This window comes from Enterobacter sp. C4G1, assembly GCF_052886895.1.
The window spans coordinates 2,620,036-2,637,711 of the sequence record NZ_JBQVVV010000001.1; the positions used below are offsets into that span (position 1 = coordinate 2,620,036).

The 17,676-nt window shown below is 52.6% G+C and carries 17 protein-coding genes; 15 read left to right on the plus strand and 2 right to left on the minus strand.

From position 1 onward, the window contains the following. Positions 1-77 precede the first annotated feature (77 nt). On the plus strand, positions 78-701 hold the full coding sequence (locus tag ACT9TW_RS12635) for a helix-turn-helix domain-containing protein (protein ID WP_182060179.1): 624 nt from the start codon (positions 78-80) through the stop codon (positions 699-701). Here ACT9TW_RS12635 and ACT9TW_RS12640 read toward each other — a convergent pair whose 3' ends face one another. Continuing rightward, positions 702-1,328: a hypothetical protein gene (locus ACT9TW_RS12640; RefSeq protein WP_182060180.1), complete on the minus strand. Its 627-nt coding sequence runs from the start codon at positions 1,326-1,328 to the stop codon at positions 702-704. After that, positions 1,328-2,905, minus strand: a complete 1,578-nt coding sequence (locus ACT9TW_RS12645) for a peptidoglycan-binding protein (RefSeq protein ID WP_446492558.1) — start codon at positions 2,903-2,905, stop codon at positions 1,328-1,330. Before ACT9TW_RS12645 ends, ACT9TW_RS12640 begins: the two co-directional genes overlap by 1 nt. Positions 2,906-3,205: 300 nt before the next feature. On the opposite strand from ACT9TW_RS12645, the gene gspC reads away from it, so the two are divergent. The 14 genes from gspC to iagB all read left to right on the plus strand — a co-directional run bounded on the left by gspC (position 3,206) and on the right by iagB (position 17,572). Then, positions 3,206-3,937 (plus strand): type II secretion system protein GspC, encoded by a 732-nt coding sequence (gspC, locus tag ACT9TW_RS12650; RefSeq protein ID WP_446492559.1) that lies wholly within the window; start codon positions 3,206-3,208, stop codon positions 3,935-3,937. 13 nt (positions 3,938-3,950) lie between these two features. Beyond that, positions 3,951-5,879 carry a type II secretion system secretin GspD gene (gene gspD / locus ACT9TW_RS12655; RefSeq protein WP_446492560.1) on the plus strand — a complete coding sequence of 643 codons (1,929 nt, stop codon included), beginning with the start codon at positions 3,951-3,953 and terminating at the stop codon, positions 5,877-5,879. Positions 5,880-5,893: 14 nt separating this feature from the next. After that, positions 5,894-7,372, plus strand: a complete 1,479-nt coding sequence (gene gspE, locus ACT9TW_RS12660; protein WP_446492561.1) for a type II secretion system ATPase GspE — start codon at positions 5,894-5,896, stop codon at positions 7,370-7,372. Then, positions 7,372-8,580, plus strand: coding sequence for a type II secretion system inner membrane protein GspF (gspF, locus tag ACT9TW_RS12665; RefSeq protein WP_446492562.1), 1,209 nt, complete (start codon positions 7,372-7,374; stop codon positions 8,578-8,580). The genes gspE and gspF overlap by 1 nt, the downstream gene beginning before the upstream one ends. 4 nt (positions 8,581-8,584) lie before the next feature. Beyond that, the gene (gene gspG, locus ACT9TW_RS12670) at positions 8,585-9,034 is read left to right on the plus strand and encodes a type II secretion system major pseudopilin GspG (RefSeq protein WP_182060187.1); all 450 of its coding nucleotides are present in this window, start codon (positions 8,585-8,587) and stop codon (positions 9,032-9,034) included. Then, on the plus strand, positions 9,034-9,519 hold the full coding sequence (gene gspH / locus ACT9TW_RS12675) for a type II secretion system minor pseudopilin GspH (RefSeq protein WP_259836099.1): 486 nt from the start codon (positions 9,034-9,036) through the stop codon (positions 9,517-9,519). The genes gspG and gspH overlap by 1 nt, the downstream gene beginning before the upstream one ends. After that, entirely contained in the window at positions 9,512-9,892 is a 381-nt protein-coding gene (gene gspI / locus ACT9TW_RS12680) for a type II secretion system minor pseudopilin GspI (protein ID WP_446492563.1), read from the plus strand. Before gspH ends, gspI begins: the two co-directional genes overlap by 8 nt. Continuing rightward, a complete protein-coding gene (gene gspJ, locus ACT9TW_RS12685; RefSeq protein ID WP_446492564.1) occupies positions 9,889-10,551 on the plus strand; it encodes a type II secretion system minor pseudopilin GspJ in 663 nt (220 codons plus the stop codon). The genes gspI and gspJ overlap by 4 nt, the downstream gene beginning before the upstream one ends. Continuing rightward, complete coding sequence (gene gspK / locus ACT9TW_RS12690; protein ID WP_446492565.1) at positions 10,548-11,558, plus strand: type II secretion system minor pseudopilin GspK; 1,011 nt, start codon at positions 10,548-10,550, stop codon at positions 11,556-11,558. The genes gspJ and gspK overlap by 4 nt, the downstream gene beginning before the upstream one ends. Positions 11,559-11,573: 15 nt before the next feature. Next, on the plus strand, positions 11,574-12,719 hold the full coding sequence (gene gspL, locus ACT9TW_RS12695) for a type II secretion system protein GspL (RefSeq protein ID WP_446492566.1): 1,146 nt from the start codon (positions 11,574-11,576) through the stop codon (positions 12,717-12,719). Continuing rightward, positions 12,716-13,201 (plus strand): type II secretion system protein GspM, encoded by a 486-nt coding sequence (gspM, locus tag ACT9TW_RS12700; protein ID WP_182060193.1) that lies wholly within the window; start codon positions 12,716-12,718, stop codon positions 13,199-13,201. The genes gspL and gspM overlap by 4 nt, the downstream gene beginning before the upstream one ends. Further along, positions 13,198-13,995 (plus strand): prepilin peptidase, encoded by a 798-nt coding sequence (locus ACT9TW_RS12705; protein WP_446492567.1) that lies wholly within the window; start codon positions 13,198-13,200, stop codon positions 13,993-13,995. Before gspM ends, ACT9TW_RS12705 begins: the two co-directional genes overlap by 4 nt. 256 nt (positions 13,996-14,251) lie before the next feature. Beyond that, complete coding sequence (locus tag ACT9TW_RS12710; RefSeq protein ID WP_446492568.1) at positions 14,252-16,981, plus strand: glycosyl hydrolase family 18 protein; 2,730 nt, start codon at positions 14,252-14,254, stop codon at positions 16,979-16,981. A gap of 138 nt (positions 16,982-17,119) precedes the next feature. Continuing rightward, positions 17,120-17,572, plus strand: coding sequence for a type III secretion system invasion protein IagB (gene iagB / locus ACT9TW_RS12715; protein WP_446492569.1), 453 nt, complete (start codon positions 17,120-17,122; stop codon positions 17,570-17,572). Positions 17,573-17,676: the final 104 nt, after the last annotated feature.

Below are 17,676 nucleotides of genomic sequence, written 5' to 3' on the forward strand. Positions count from 1 at the left end.
ATAATACGCCGGGTAATTTAATTCACTGGCATGTGTATTCTATATTAATAATTTAATCATCTTAAACGGGTATAACAATGTTAAGCATTTACGGTAAAAAACTGCGTCCACACGATGAAATGGAAACCATTATTTCTGCAACGTCATCGTATGAAGAAAAAACGTTAAAGAAATGGCAGAAAATCTCGACGGTAGATTCTGAGTATATTCATGTTATCGTCAGCGGTGAAGTTGAGTTCCGCCGTGCATCTGACGAGCTGTGCATGTTTACATTACAAGGGCAGTGCATTTTTGGTCTGTCAGCTATTTTTTATAACTCCTCTCATATGTACGGCCTGGTGCGAGCAAACACGGTAGTGCGCTCTATCAAAAAAGACGATTTTGCACGCCTGATGACAGAGAAAAACCTGTGGCCTGAGCTTACCAAAGTGCTCTCATGGTATATCTGCCTGCTGAGCAAGCGCGATGACGTGCTGGTTGCCCGCAGTGCCTATTCCGTTGTCCGCGAATTTTTACTTGAGATCAATGAACTGATTGTAAATCATCAACGTGATATCAACGTTTATGATTACATTCAGGAATACACCAACCTGGCGCGGAGTACCATTATTAAAATCCTCTCAGACCTGAAAAAAGGACAATATATTGTTGTCGAGAAAGGTCGCCTGATTAATATGACATCATTGCCAGAAAAATATTGATTATTCCAGCCGATCTCCTTTCTTAACTAAAGGAGACTGTTTTATCTCTTTATTAATGCTGTGTTTTTGTGAAATATCCTGCGTTTCGTCAACGGGCGGCGCGGGAATTTTCCCCTGCGAGTAATCCTGCTGTTGTTCCTGCAATGCCTGCTTAAATAATTCTTTTAATGATGCATCGTTATTATCCGCACTGTCGGAGGCAATATCATGCGCTTCTGTTCCTGGCAAGGTATCCCGTGAAGTGTCATGAGCAACATTGCCATCCGGTGCTTGTTGCCAGTCGGCATCATCGCTATTGAGCGGCAGATCCTGCATTGCCGGCAGATGCGCACTTTCATGCTGAGGTGCCGGTTTCGGTTGCGGGAACGGTTTGCTTACATACACATAATGCATATCTGAAAGTTGGGTTTCCGGCTTTGCGATGCTCACTTTTACCGGCTCAGGTGCCGGGTGTCGCAGGTTCCAGTAAGTGTGGGCATAAAGCCCGGTTATCAGCATGGCGCACAAACCCACTATCCATAACAGGAACAGGCCAGCGATCTTTTTAACGTCGGGGAAACGATACGAAAACCAGACGGCTTCCCCGGTGGTGTAACTGCGCTGGGCCGCAAGACATATCGTGGACATTATGATTGTTTCTCCTGCGTTTTCGCCCCGGCGGCTGGCTGAGATGCCTGAATAAGTACGCTTGGGGTCGTGTTGGTCACACGCATCAGTTGCATCAGCGTGTCTTCACCTGGAATACCATCTACGTGCAGGTTCATTTGTTGCTGGAAAATACGGGTGCGTTGCATTAGTTCTGCCGTCCAGCTTTGGGCTTGTGTTTCCGGGCGGGAAAGCGCCTGGCTCAGCTGGCTGTCGAGCCACGCAATATCTTTATTGCTGCTGGCCGCGCTGATCTCATCTTTACCTGCGGGCGTCAGACGATGCAGCTGGGTGTAATTCCCGGTGGCATGTTGGTTGAACCAGCTGCGGCTCACCTGCCAGGTGCGGTTATTCATTAACAGATCCATGGAGTCATTCCCGGCGCGGGCAACAACGGCATAGTTAAGATGATTGCCGGTTTTCAGTTCGCTCACCCACGGGTAACCTTCCTGTGCCAGCTCTGCCACCGGGGCACTACCTTGTTTGCACATCAGATTCACCTTCGCCGCGTTCTGGCAAAGCGCATCCTCCGCCGAGGCATCGTAACCCCACATGAGATACAGCTGATGCATGGCATCCGGTTGGTTAACCATTTCGTCATCAATAGCAGGTATCACAGGTGCCTTCACCTGCGGTTTTTGCTGTTTCCAGCTTGCCGGAACCGGCAACTGAACAGGCAGTTTTGCGCTAAGGGTGGAGGTCAGATACCAGCCGCAGGCGGCAAACAGCACTGAGGCAAACAATCCAACGGTGGCCAGCTGTTTACGGTGGCTCACTGGCGGAAGGACTTCGCCTGCCGCGAGGCGTAAATGGCGCGGCCCAACCATCGGAGCGCGTTCTGTCCATGCGGCCAGCATCGACAGATGGGCAAGTTCATTCAGTTTACTGATGTTGCCTTTGGTCAACGCGTGTAGTTTACGCACGCGGGCAGGAGCCAAAGGGGATGTTTCAGCGCCATGCTCTTCACACTGAGCCTGCACATAACTGAGAAATTCGCGGCAGGTCAGCGCCCGGATAGCGTGGTGCGTATGCACATATTCCCGAAGACCGGACTGCGACAGCAGGTGAGCTTCCTGTTCGGCTGCACCCATCAGTACCACTGACAACGAAATCTCGCGCTCCTGAGCACGGGTCAGCAACATAGCGAGCAGGTCATGACAGCTCTCTTTCATTGCTTCGATATGCGAAATCACCAACACCTGATGCGTTGCTCTGCGCGAGGATGACGCCTGCTGCCAGTGGCCCAGTACCGTATCAATCGCCTGAATACGGGACGCACTCTCTTTGGTGCCAGGGTTGAGTTTATACAGCAGGCTGCTGGCGCTCAGTTTCGGGAAGGCATTAATTGCCAGGACTGTCTGGTCACCTTTCTTTAAGGCATCACCAAACTGACGGGTCAGTTGAGCATCGTTGCAAAAGAGTCCAGTTACCCCCACCTGCCGGGTTTTTTCTTTCAACAGGTTAAATACATCCTGGTGATAGGGAACGAAAAAGTCGCCTGACAGGCGAGTGACTTTTCTGAATGGCGGAGTGTGAAAGTTGAAATGACTCTGATACATAACGTCTTACCGGCTCTTTATATGAATAGCAATGGTGCGAAAAGTAAGATAAGCCAGGATTTTGGGCAATGAATATACAGGGTAAAAATAACCTCCCGCCACGCCTTAACATCTGGTTTTTTAACGGTCAATATTTTTCTGTATGAAAGTTAATGGCAACGCCAGTAGTCGATAACGAACCGCCTGACTATTATTTGCATCACATATTGGCGCAGCACGCTGCTGCTTATTTTCGCTTTGCTAAAGGCCAGATGAATAATGAGGTTCTCATTTCTTTCCCGGTTGATTACGCCCTGTATTATGTTTGTATTGCTGATTTTTTGTGGTCAGCAAGGGTATGTCATCATTAAAGATTATAAAAAAGTTACCACCAAGTTAGCTAATGCTGATAAACAGCCCAAAAAAAGTCGCCGTGAAGATAACAACTTTGCACTTTTTACGGCTGCGATACGCCAGGTTAACCAGTCGCAAGCGGTAAAAACACCGCTGGCCGCAGAGGTTGAAGGCATCGTAAGCAGTGACGACGCCTGGCTTTCCTTTGCCATGATCAAGACATCTGGCGGGCAAAAAAGCTACCGAGAAGGCGAGACACTCAGCGGTTTTAATGGTGCTTTTATCGAAGAGATTAATAAAGATAATGTGGTGGTTAATTACGAAGGTACTACGCAGGTATTGGCATTAAAGAAACCTGATTACTTTAAAGGGGGCGTAGATAGCGGCCCGGTAACCAAATCGACAAAAGATGCTGGCGCTGACAGCCTGCATCTTGATGATTATCTGGTATTAAAGCCGTTAATCGAAAAAGGCCAACTGGAAGGCTATAACCTTAATCCACGGAACGTATCCTCTTTCTACAGCCATACCGGGCTGGAAAAGGGAGATGTGGCGGTGGAAATTAATTCAGTCGATATGACCGAAGCGTCACAGGCGAAAAGTATTATTGCTAACTGGTCGAAAATGAAAGAGGCGGAGGTCGTCGTCAGGCGTCATGCTCACCTTGAAAATATTCGGATTAATGTTCTAAACAATTAATAAGTGTACAGACATGAAGAAATTTCCATGGGCGTGCGTGGCGCTTACCGCATTGTCGTTATATTCCGGTTCGCTGTTTGCAGCAAACTTTAGCGCCAGTTTTAAAAATACCGATATTCGTGAATTTATCGATACGGTAGGTCGTAATTTAAATAAAACTATTCTGGTCGATCCTTCCGTTCAGGGAACGGTATCCGTCAGAACCTATAACGTGCTGACGGAAGATGAGTACTACCAGTTCTTCCTGAGCGTGCTGGATCTGTACGGTTTGTCGGTGATCCCGATGGATAACGGTATGGTGAAAGTGGTGCGCTCAAGCGTGGCGCGTACCGCAGGGGCCCCGATTGCCGACAGTAAAAATCCGGGCAAAGGGGATGAAATTATCACCCGCGTTGTGCGCATGGAAAATGTGCCTGTGCGTGAACTGGCTCCGCTTCTGCGCCAGCTCAACGATGCCTCGGGCATTGGAAACGTGGTGCATTTCGAGCCGTCTAACGTGCTGTTATTAACCGGTAAAGCCTCGGTGGTGAACCGCCTGGTGGATCTGGTTGAGCGCGTCGATCGCTCCGGAATGCAGCGCCGTGAAATTGTCCCACTGCGTTATGCCTCGGCCAAAGAGCTTTCCGACATGTTGAATAACCTCAACAACGAAGAGCAGAAAGGGCAAAACGCGCCACAGTTGGCGACCAAAGTGGTGGCAGATGACGAAACCAACAGTCTGGTTATCAGCGGGTCGGAAGATGCACGGGCACGTACCCGCTCGCTTATCGGCCAGCTGGATCGCGAGCAGAATAACGAAGGTAACACGCGTGTGTTCTACCTCAAGTATGCCAATGCCGCCAAAGTGGTTCCGGTTTTAACCGGGATTGGCGAACAGCTGAAAGACAAAGCGGGGGCGGCAAAAGCGAAAACCGCTACTGCGACAACAGATCTGAATATTACGGCTGATGAATCCACCAACTCGCTGGTGATCACCGCCCAGCCAAATGTTATGAGCTCGCTGGAGAAGGTGATCGACAAGCTCGATATTCGTCGTCCACAGGTACTGGTCGAGGCGATCATTGCTGAAGTCCAGGACGGAAACGGACTGGATCTTGGCGTGCAGTGGACGGGTAAACACGGTGGGGTGCAGTTTGGGTCCACGGGCTTACCGATAAGCCAGGTGAAGAATGGCAACCTGAAAGGGGTGAGCTTCACCGGTATGGCAACCGGATTCTTCAACGGCGATTTCGGTGCGCTGATGACGGCACTGTCTACCGAAGGCAAAAACGACATTCTTTCCACACCGAGCGTGGTGACGCTGGATAACAAAGAAGCCTCGTTCAACGTCGGCCAGGATGTACCGGTGCTTTCCGGCTCGCAGACTACCAGCGGCGATAATGTCTTTAACTCCGTTGAACGTAAAACGGTCGGCACCAAGCTGAAGATTGTTCCGCAAATCAACGACGGCGACATGATTCACCTGAAGATTGAACAGGAAGTGTCCAGCGTGGATAACAGCGCCACGGAAGATGCCAGCCTCGGCCCAACCTTCAACACGCGCACCATCAATAACGAAGTGATGGTGCACAGTGGCCAGACGGTTGTACTGGGCGGTCTGATGGAAAACGTCACCAAACAGTCGGTATCGAAAGTGCCGCTGCTGGGCGATATCCCGCTGGTGGGGCAGCTTTTCCGCTACACCTCGCAAGATACCTCTAAGCGCAATCTGATGGTCTTCATCCACACCACCGTTCTGCGTGATGACGACAACTACAGCGCGGCAACCAAAGAACGTTACGACCAGATGCGTGCGCGCCAGCAGCAGCGTATTGAAGAGAAGAAACTGGGCATTGTTGCCCCCACGGATAACGCCGTGTTGCCTTCCTTCCCTGAACAGAGCGGCGTTGCACCGGTGAAAACCAGTAGCACCACTACCTCGCGCAATCCGTTTAAAGAGTAAGGCAGGGGCGTAACGTGGACGAACTGAGTAAATTTCTGTGCAGCGGCAGCTACGCGAAAGACAACGGCATCCTGTTTTACAACGACGATGTCTATGTCCGTGACGATGTACCGGCGTTTGCGCTGCTGGAAATGCGCCGGGTACTGGGACGTTCTTTTGTTCCCGTGACCCTGACGCCGGAATCATTTGAAGAGATGCTGGCGAAAATCTGGCAACAGAACAGCGGTGTCTCACAGCAGCTGGTTGACGACATGGATGCGGATATCGATCTGATGGCGTTAACCGAGGAGATCCCCGATAACGAAGATCTGCTGGATAACGACGAAAACTCGCCGGTGATCCGCCTGATCAACGCCATTCTTGGCGAGGCGGTAAAAGAGGGCGCGTCGGATATTCATATCGAAACCTTCGAACGCACGCTGAGTATTCGTTTTCGTGTCGACGGCGTGCTGCGACCGGTGCTGCAACCTGCTCGTAAACTCGCGCCGCTGCTGGTGTCGCGTATCAAGGTGATGTCAAAACTCGATATCGCGGAAAAACGCCTTCCGCAGGATGGCCGTATTTCGCTGCGCATTGGTCGCAAGGCTATCGACGTGCGTGTTTCCACCATTCCGTCGCAGTATGGCGAGCGCGTGGTCATGCGTTTACTCGATAAAAGTAACCTCAAGCCGGATATCAACAAGCTCGGCCTGATTGATGAAGAGCTGGAAAAGTTAAAAGGGCTGATTGACCGCCCGCACGGCATTATCCTGGTCACCGGGCCGACAGGCTCCGGTAAAAGTACCACTCTGTACGCTATTCTTTCGGCGCTCAACGGCCATGAACGTAACATTCTGACCGTAGAAGACCCGATTGAATATGAGCTGGAAGGGGTGGGACAGACGCAGGTTAACCCGCGCGTGGACATGATCTTTGCCCGCGGGCTACGCGCAATCCTGCGCCAGGACCCGGATGTGGTGATGATCGGGGAAATTCGTGACGGCGAAACTGCGCAAATTGCAGTGCAGGCGTCGCTAACCGGTCACCTGGTCATGTCTACGCTGCACACCAACAGCGCCGCAGGGGCGATTACGCGTCTGCGGGATATGGGGCTGGAGTCGTTTTTAATTGGTTCATCGTTGCTCGGTGTCATTGCCCAGCGTCTGGTGCGTCGGCTGTGTACTCACTGCCGCACGACCAGTCCGCTGGACGACAATGAAAAAGCGCTGTTCAGCTTTATGGACACTCCGCCAAAGGCAATTTATCGCGCCGTGGGGTGTGAACATTGCCGCCAGAGCGGCTATCAGGGACGTGCGGGCATTCATGAATTCCTGGTGGTAGATCGCACCATGCGTCGTGCCATTCATGAAGATAAAGATGAAATGTCCATTGAAACGCAGCTCTTTAAGCAGGCCTATAGCCTGCGGGAAAACGGCCTGCTGAAGGTGATTAGCGGCGTCACTTCACTTGAAGAAGTGATGCGGGTCACCGCCGAACGTGGAGGCGATGACTGATGGCGTTCTACGCATGGACGGCAACGGACGCAGCGGGGAAAACCCGGCGCGGCACGTTGCAGGCCGAGGGGCAAAAGCAGGTTCGCCAGATGCTGCGTGAACAGAAGCTAATGCCCGTAAATATTACCGAAACCCGCGAGAAGGCGGCGGCGGGGAAAGCCGCAACCGGCGCCAAACTCTCCACGCCTGTGCTGTCGATGTTTACCCGCCAGCTCTCTACGCTGGTCAATGCCGCATTGCCGCTGGAAAGCGCGCTAAAGGCTATTTCGAAACAGACGGAAGACAAAAAGCTGGCGTCGATGGTGGTGGAGATCCGCGAAAAAGTGGTGGAAGGGCATACGCTGTTTGACGCTTTTAGCCAGTTTCCGCGCACCTTCGACAAGCTCTATTGCACGCTGGTTATGGCAGGTGAGAAAACCGGGCATCTGGGCGATGTGCTGGAAAAGCTGGCGGAATACAACGAACAGCGCCAGAAAATGAAAAGTAAGCTAACGCAGGCGATGGTCTACCCGATCACCCTGACGGTGGTGGCGATTGCGGTGATCAGTATTCTGCTGGTGGCGGTGGTTCCGCAGGTGATTGAACAATTCACCCATATGAAACAGCAACTGCCGATAACCACCCGCACGCTTATCGCCGTGAGTGATTTTTTGCAGGCCTACGGGATCTATATCGCCGGCAGCCTGGCGGGAGCGTTTGTCGGGTTTAAAGCCTGGATCAGAAACGGCAAAAACCGCTTTCTGTGGCACAGCTGGCTGGTGAATGGCTCGCCGATTAAAAAGCTGGTGTGCGCCATTAACAGCGCCCGCTACATCCGCACGCTGAGTATTTTACAGGCGAGTAGTGTCCCGCTGCTGGAGGGGATGTATATCGCGATGGATGGTATCGAAAACCTCCGCGCGCGACAGGTCCTGGAGCAGGCGGCTGATACCGTTCGCCAGGGGGCGTCATTATATGCGGCACTGGAACAGGCGAAACTCTTCCCGCCAACCATGCTGTATATGATTGCCTCCGGTGAAGAGAGCGGTGAATTAGGCAACTTAATGGATCGCGCGGCAGAAAACCAGGAATCCGCGTTACAGCACCGCATTACATTAACACTGTCGGTTTTTGAACCGGCGCTGGTGGTATCAATGGCGACGATAGTTTTATTTATCGTGCTGTCAATATTACAACCGCTTCTGCAACTTAATAACATGGTAGGTTAATTAAATGGCTATAAAACGTAAAAACCTGGCTCGCCAGGCGGGCTTCACTTTGCTCGAATTAATGGTGGTAATTGTTATTCTCGGCGTTCTGGCGAGTATGGTCGTACCCAACTTAATGGGCAATAAAGAAAAAGCGGATGCCCAGAAAGCAACCAGCGATATTGTTGCGCTCGAAGGTTCACTCGATATGTATAAGCTGGATAACCACCGTTATCCAACCACCGAACAAGGCTTGCAGGCGCTGGTGACAAAGCCTGAGATTGCGCCAATCCCAAATGGCTACCGCGCTGATGGCTATATCCGCCGCCTGCCACAAGACCCGTGGGGAAGTGATTATCTGCTGGTCAGCCCGGGTGAACACGGCGCTGTAGACGTATTTTCTGCGGGCCCGGACGGTGAAGCGAACACCGCGGATGACATTACAAACTGGTCACTCGACAAACAAGCAAAATAATGAAAAAGCAACGCGGCTTTACATTGCTGGAAATTATTCTGGCGCTGGTGATATTTGCCAGTTGCGCCATGATGGTGGTGTCAACAATACCGTCACGCAGCGGTGCGGATATATTTGGCCAGCAATTAAAAGCCCTTGTTGATTATGGGTCCGATCGTGCAGTGATGGACGGAAATATCGTCGGGCTGGTTATCACGGCTGAAAAATATCAGCTGGTGACGCTTGAAGATAAAAATGGCGAGCGGCACTGGGTGCCATTATCTGCCGGGCGAATTACCACCCGTGGGGATTTTCCCGAAGAGATGCACGTTTCGCTTTCCCCGCAGCGACTGGCCGCCACGACAGATGCCGAGCCGCAAATCGTCTTTCTGCCTGACGGGGAGATCGGCCGTTTTACGCTTGCGTTGCAAAGTTACGATAAACAGCACCATTTCCGCGTGGTGTCGCAGGGCGCGGCGCCCGTTTCGGTGGAGAACGATGACTAAACGTAGAACGACGCAAAAAGGCATGACGCTGCTGGAGGTGATGGTCGCGCTGGTTATCTTCTCCACCGCCGCGCTGGCGCTGATGAACTCCGTCTCCCTTAACGTGCGCTTTACCCACGGCCTTGCCGAAACATTGCAGGCCAGCTGGGTTGCCGAAAACCAGCTGGCGGAAGCACAGCTCAGCAAAAGCGATTTCCCGGATGCTGAAGAACAGGGCACGGAGCTGATGGGCGGGCGCAGCTGGAACTGGCACAAGCAGCGGGTAAAAACCGCCAGCAATGTCTGGGCCAACGAAATCCGCGTCTATGCCGAAGGCGATGAAAGCCAGCCGGTGATAGCGCTGCGTATTATTCCGCCAGGAGAGATCAAGTGAAAAACACGCAACGTCAGCGCGGTTTCACCCTGCTGGAGATCATGATTGCACTCACTATTTTTGCGGTGATCAGCACGCTCGCCTGGCAAATTCTGGACGGCGCGATGCGTACCAGCTCGGCAACAGATGCCAGCGCGGCAAAGCTTAACCAGGTTCAGCGCGCCTGGAGCCTGATGGAGCGCGATTTCTTTCAGCTTCAGGCGCGCGCGCCGCGTAATGAGCCGGATGTGTTCCGGCAGGATGAGAACGCCATCGAATTGACCACGCTCAACGGCGTGAGCGGAACGGTGCAGCTGGAGCGTGTGCGCTGGCGGCTGGAAGAGGGGGTTTTGTACCGCGATGTCTGGCCCGCTATCGATGGCCCGGAAAATATAAAACCGGATGAAGTGCCCGTTGTGCGTGAGGTGAAGTCGATGCAGTGGCGTTTTTACCTTAAGGGCTGGCAGAAAAGCTGGATGGATAACACCCATCAGCCGGAAGGGGTTGAGCTGAGCCTGACGATGGAAAATGGCGATACCTGGCGCTGGGTATTCACCACCCCCGGGGATATGCCTGAGGTCGCGGCTGCCCCGGAGAAAAAAGATGAGCAAGCACCGGCAGCACCTGGCACAGTGCCAGCACCAACGGCGCCGCCGGTTGCCACAGGAGCACAACCATGAGCCGGGTGAACAAACAGCGAGGCGTTGCCCTGCTGGTGGTGTTGATCCTGCTGGTGATGATGTCAGCGCTGGCGGCCAAAATCAGCCAGCAGTTCTGCCGCAATCTGCAAAAAACGCACTACCAGGTGAGTCAGCAGCAGTTGCGCTGGGCCATGCTGGCGCAGGAGAAGGTGGTCAAAGACACCCTGCAAACCGATGACAGCGGTGAAAGTAAAGCGCTGGCACCTGAGGGTGACTGGCATCAGCCGCTGGAGACCCAGGGCGATAACTACACGGTGGTGAGCCAGGTTGACGATGCGCAGGACTGTTTCAACGTCAATAACCTGCTGGCCGCCGACACATCCGCTCAGGCGCAAAACGCGCCTGCTGTGGTGGAAAAGCCGCGCAAAGAGCAGATTGTTGAGCAAATTCTGACCGATGGCGGTATCGGCCAGACCACTGCCGAAGAGGTCTATCTCCAGCTGGCGGATTACCTCGATGGCGATAGCACCACGGTTAAAGAGGGTGCAGAAAGTGACGCCTGGGCAGGGGTTGTCCCGGCGCGGCAGCCCGCGAATCAGATGATGCGCAACATTGCAGAAATTAAGCTGCTGCCGGCGTTCCCCGCATCGGCGTATTCGAAAGTCAGCACGCTGTTGTGCGCGCTGCCAGACATGGCCGCGAAGGTGGACGTGAATACCCTCAAACCGGAAAAAGCAGCCGTTCTGGCAGCGCTCTTCCCGGGGAAGTTAACGGAAGATGACGCCGCCCGACTGCTTGATGCCCGTCCCGAAGGGGGCTGGGAAAGCGTTGAGGCGTTCAGCAAAGCACTGGAGCAAAACTTCCCGCAGTTAAAAGACGATTTGCCGCAGGTTGCAGAGCAGATAGCCATCAATAGCCGCTATTTTCGCGTCAACTATACCGGCAACACTGACGATTTAACGCTTCGCGTGGTCAGCCAGCTTCAGGTTAATAACGAAGCCGGCGAGATTGTGACGTGGCAACGTCGTTACCGAATGATTGAATAACAAAAGTCGATATCTATGAAACAGGTACTTTTTATTCGTCCCGACAGCCGCGAGGACGGGAAACTATGGTGGTGCGAATCCGGTAGCCAGCAGGTTGAAGCGCTGGATAACCTGGCAGCACTCAGCTCACTTGCCAGTCATACTCTGGCCACCCGCGTGTGTTTGTTGCTCCCGGCGAGCGAGATGATCTTCCGTCACTTTACGCTACCTAAAAAAGGCATGGCATCGCCGGGCACGGCGTTCTCATGGATGGCGGAAGAGACATTAATTGGCGAGGTGGACAACCTTCACTGGACGGTGCTTAACAAAAAAGGGCGTGAAGTGGATGCCGTGGCGATCGATGCCGCGCGCCTGCGCCAGTGGCTTGCCTGTTTTCGCGAAGTGGGCTTAAACGTCATCCAGGCGTTACCGGATGCCTGGCTGCTGCCTTGCACCACGGGCGGCAGCACGGTTGTTGCACTGGAAGATAACTACTGGCTGCGTCTGGCTCCGGCTTCTGCCAGCGAGGTTGACGGCGCACTGCTCCCGATGCTGATGCAGAAAACGGGCGAAGGCGAAGTGCGTTGCTACGGTGATGTTCCGCACGGTATTGACGTGGATGAATCTTTGCCGTGGCAGCACCCGCTGGCGCTGATCCAGCCCCAGTGGCAGGCTTGTAAGATCAATGTGTTGCACGGCGAGTTCAGTTCGCGGGGCGCGCAAAAAGGGGTAACGAAAGGCGTAAAGGCGATGATCGTTGCCGCCGGTTTGCTGTCGCTCGGCTTGCTGTTAGGCCCGCGTGTGGCGATGGCCTGGATGCTGGTGCAGGAAGAAAACCAGGTTCAGCAGGAGATTGTGCAGGTTTACCAGCACCACTTCCCCAGTATGCGTCAGCAGACCAACATCAAATACCATTTTGGCCAGAATATTAAGAAACAGCGTAAGGGGATCTTCCTGCAACTGGATGAGCTGGAAAAAGCGAAACAGGCCGTGCCGTCGCTGGAAATTAATGCACTGGAATATGATGCGACGCAAGGCGTTCTGACCCTGAGCGTCAGTGCGGAAAGCCCGCAGGCATCACAGGAGTTCGTTAACCAGACGCGCGCTAATTTTGATTTTGCTCTACAGCCAGTTTCAAAAGAGACGCCTTATACCGCGATGATCACAGGGAAATATAAATGAAAGAACGAATCGCGCAGCTGAAATCGCGTTACCAGAATTACAGCGCCAGAGAAAAAATAATCTTAAAAGTGTGTGCCGCCGCAATAGGCTGCGCCGCGGTGTACTACGCCGGAGTGATCCCGCTGGATAATATGATTCAGGGCAGTAAATCAACACTGGCCCGACAAACGGAAACCCTGAACTGGATGCGTGTCGAAATTGATAAAAACCATCTTCAGATGCTTCAGGTTAAAACGGATAACCCACGCAGTGTTGTGGAAAATAGCGCTCATGAGATTAATTTATCGCTCAGTGATGTGCGCCAGGATGGGCAGACATTATCGTTCGTGGTGAGCCGGGTGAATGTTTATGAATTAAAAAACTGGTTGCGTGAAATCAATCAGACTTCGGGAGTCCGGTTGCAGAAAATGAACCTTACCCCTGTTGACCATATCAGCGATGTCAAAGCCGAAATTCAACTGACCTGGATGAAAATAACATGAATACCTTCGCACTGATCCGGGAGGTTTACCCTGTTGGGTTTCCCGTAATGAGTGCGGTGTTAGGCGCAATTACGGGCAGTTTTCTGGGGGTTGTGGCAGAGCGCGTGCCGGCAATGGTGATGGAAGACGAGGGATGCGGCAATCTACTGTTCCCGGGCTCTCACTGCCCGGTGTGCCAGCATTCGCTGAGGGTTTGGGAGAATATTCCGCTGCTGAGCTGGCTGTTTCTGCGCGGACGTTGCAGCCAGTGCCGCACGGCGATCCCGCTGCGCATCTTCCTGATTGAGCTTTTCACCGCGCTGTTTTTTGGCACAACGGCCTGGTGTGTACCTGATGTGCAGGCACTGCTCGCGCTCTGGCTGCTGGCCGCATTTCTCCTGCCGCTGGCAATGATTGACGCGCAGCATCAGTTACTGCCCGATTGCCTGACGCAGCCGCTGCTGTGGGCGGGGCTCCTCTTTCATACGTTCGACCATTCTTTGCCATTGCGCGATGCGCTTTTTGGCGCAGTGGCGGGATACCTTTCGCTGTGGCTGGTGTACTGGGCTTTTCGCCTGGCGACGGGGCGCGAAGGGCTGGGATACGGTGATTTTAAACTGCTGGCGGCGCTGGGGGCATGGTGTGGCTGGCAGGCATTACCTTCTGTTGAGCTGATCGCGGCAGTAAGCGGTATTGTCGGTTATTTCATATTTAATAATTTAAATAAAAATAACCAAACTATTTCTTTTGGCCCTTATTTATCTGTTGCAGGCATGATTGTTTTTATCGGGCAGGTATTCTCTGTCACATTCTAAATGTACAGGTCAAGATTTTTTGAAATTTTTTTCGACGGGGAAATGAAAGGCATCTGCTTTTTATTCCGTGTATCGTAATAAACATAAAATAGATGGAGTGGAGCGTGTCTCTTTAACAGAGGGATTTTTCAGGTAGTAAATATTTATAGTAATACCCCGCAAGTTATATTGTTTTAACTATTGCATGTAGAAAATTCCATGTCTTAAAGGAAGATATGGGTCATTTAATTACGAATAAATTTATCAGGAAACAAAAATGAAATTTATGAAGCCTAAATATCTGGCACTTTTTGTTGCAGCGGCATCCGGCTCTGTATTTGCCGCCGCGCCAGGTACGCCTTCAATCAGCAGTGGCAATGATAAGTTTGCTATCGTTGAAGTTGACCAGGCCGCACAGGATTACGGTACTCTCGTTAAAGTGCACAACGATGGTGTGGATGTGAAGGTTGAGTGGAACGTCTGGAGTGGCGATGCGCCGACCACCGGTAAAGTTCTGCTGGACGGTCAGACCGTTTGGTCTGGTGCAGCCGGTGCGTCTGGCTCTGCAACCTTTAAAGTCAAGAAAGGTGGCCGCTATCAGGAACAGGTTGAACTCTGTAACGCCAGCGGGTGCTCCAAAAGCGCAAGCAAGCTGATCATCGTTGCCGATACTGACGGCAGCCACCTGCTGCCGCTGAATGTTCCTCTGCAAGAGAACAACAAAACCTTCGCGCAGCACACCGATAAAGTGGTGGGGGCGTATTTCCCCGAGTGGGGCGTGTACGGTCGTGAATTCCCGGTGGACAAAATCCCGGCATCTAACCTGAACCACATCCTGTATGGCTTCATTCCAATCTGCGGCGGCGACGGCATCAACGACGGTCTGAAAACCGTAGAAAATGGTAACAGCTTCGCGGCCCTTCAGCGCGCCTGTGCGGGCCGTCAGGACTTCACCGTGGCCATTCACGATCCGTGGGCTGCTCTGCAAAAACCGCAGTCTGGCGTGACGAACTGGGACGACCCGTACAAAGGTAACTTTGGTCAACTGATGGCGCTGAAAAAAGCCCATCCGGATCTGAAAGTGCTGCCATCCATCGGCGGCTGGACCATGTCCGATCCGTTCTACAAAATGAACGACACGGCGATCCGTGCACGCTTCGTGGCCTCTGTTAAAGACTTCCTGAAGACCTGGAAATTCTTCGACGGCGTAGATATCGACTGGGAATTCCCGGGCGGCGGCGGCGTGAACGAAACGTTGGGTAATCCTCAGCAGGATAAAGCCACCTACACCGCAGTGATGCATGACCTGCGCACCATGCTGAACGAATTGTCAGCAGAAACCGGTCGTACCTATGAGCTGACCACCGCAATTGGTTCCGGTAAAGATAAGATCGAAGACGTTGACTACAACACGGTACAGCAGTACCTCGACCATATCTTCCTGATGAGCTATGACTTCTACGGCGCGTGGAGCAACACCGAACTCGGTCACCAGGCGGCGCTGCACGCACCAGCATGGCGTCCGGACACCAACTACACCACCTCTAACGGCGTCGATGCGCTGCTGGATCAGGGTGTGCAGCCAGGTAAAATCGTGGTGGGTGCGGGCATGTATGGCCGCGGCTGGACAGGTGTGCATGGTTACACCGGCGACAACCCGTTCACCGGTACCGCAACGGGCGCAGTGAAAGGCACCTGGGAACCGGGCGTAGTTGACTATCGTCAGATTGTGAACGAATACAAAGGCAAGCCAGGCTGGGAATACGGTTATGACGCGGATGCGGAAGCACCATACGTCTTTAACAAATCTACTGGCGACCTGATCTCTTATGAAGATGCCCGTTCGACGACTGCGAAAGGCAAATACGTGCTGGCAAAAAGCCTGGGCGGCCTGTTCTCCTGGTCTATCGACTCTGATAACGGCGACATCCTGAATGCGATGAACGAAAGCCTGATGGGAGGCTCAACGCCTGTTGAACCTGTCGTCACCAACCATGCGCCAGTGGCTGCGGCAGCGGATCAGTCCGTGACCGGCCCGGCAACGGTAACCCTGGATGGCTCTGCATCCACCGATCCAGATGGCGATGCAATCACCTACAAATGGACTCAGATTTCTGGCTCCAGTGTAACCCTGGCCAACAGCAACAAAGCGAAAGCGAGCTTCTCTGTTGGCGCTGTGACCAGCAACCAGACTCTGGCGTTCCGCCTGACCGTGACTGATGCCAAAGGCCTGAGCAGCACCGCTGACGTCCAGGTTCTGAACAAAGCACCGAAAGCCAACCAGGCACCGGTTGTTAACCAGATGCAGACGGTGAATCTGGAAGCAGGTCAGTCTTTCGCGCTGAACGTTCAGGCTGCGGATCCAGATGGCGATGCCCTGACCTATGCGTGGAGCGTTCCTGCTGATATGAATGCGACCGGTACTGACACCGCGAACGTGAACATCACTGCACCGGAAGTCACCTCTGATTCTTCCTACACCCTGAGCGTGGTGGTGAGCGATGGTAAAACCAGCGTTCAGTCCAACGTACAGGTTAACGTGGCGCCGAAAGCGACCCCGGTCGTTCCATCTGACGAAGGCACTACGCCATCTGATGAAGGCACGACTCCGGCAGATGAAGGCACTACCCCAGCAGACGAAGGTACCAAACCGGCTGATGAAGGCACTGCGACCGGCAGCTGTGATACCCCGGTTGATGCCAACGCCAGCAAATATGCTGCGTGGGAATCCAGCAAAGTCTACAACAATGGCGATATGGTAAGCGCTGATAATCTGGTATGGAAAGCGAAATACTGGACTCAGGGCAACAAGCCAGGCTTTAGTGCAGATGCATGGGAACTGGTAAGCCAGGTGAAAATGAACTGGCGCGCTGACACCGTCTACAACGGCGGCGACAAGACGACCTACCAGGGCTTCGAGTATCGCGCGAAATGGTGGACTCAGGGCGACAAACCAGGCAACAGCGATGTATGGGTGAAAGAAGGCGCGTCAGCAGACTGCAAATAATCTTCTGAGCCTGAAATTGTGGGTGTGATATCCGCCCACAATCACTGACCACGCCCCGCTTCGGGTGTGGTCAGTAAATTCAAATACGTTAACAGGATGTGTGTAAGGAGAATAACGATATACCACGCCGGGTGAATAATGAAGCGTTTACTGTTGCTGTTATTAATATTGAGTCAAAGCGCATGTGCGAATTGCTGGAATAAGGCAGCCCATTATTATCATGTCGATCCTTATCTACTTTACGCCATCGCCAATGTGGAATCAGGAATGAATCCATATGCTGTCGGGAATAATCATGACGGGACGCACGACGTTGGATTAATGCAAATTAACAGCTCACATTTCCCAGAACTGGAACGGCAAGGCATTGATGAATACCGCCTGATGACGGAGCCCTGTACCTCCATTATGGCTGGTGCATCTATTCTCTCAGGAATGATAAAGGTTTATGGATATAACTGGGAAGCTGTGGGAGCGTATAACGCCGGGCTTAAAAAGGAAAATTATCCCAAGCGTATGATGTACGCCCATAAAGTCTGGTCGAAGTATCAGCAATTAAAATCTGAGACACACGAGAGAAATAACTGGTGAGTTTTTTCTTTTTTGAAGCGTACTCCTCAGTATTCTTCAGAAAATGAAAAGCAGCTGTCTGGAGCTTATTTATTAATGGATTAATAAATAAGCTGGGATTTTAA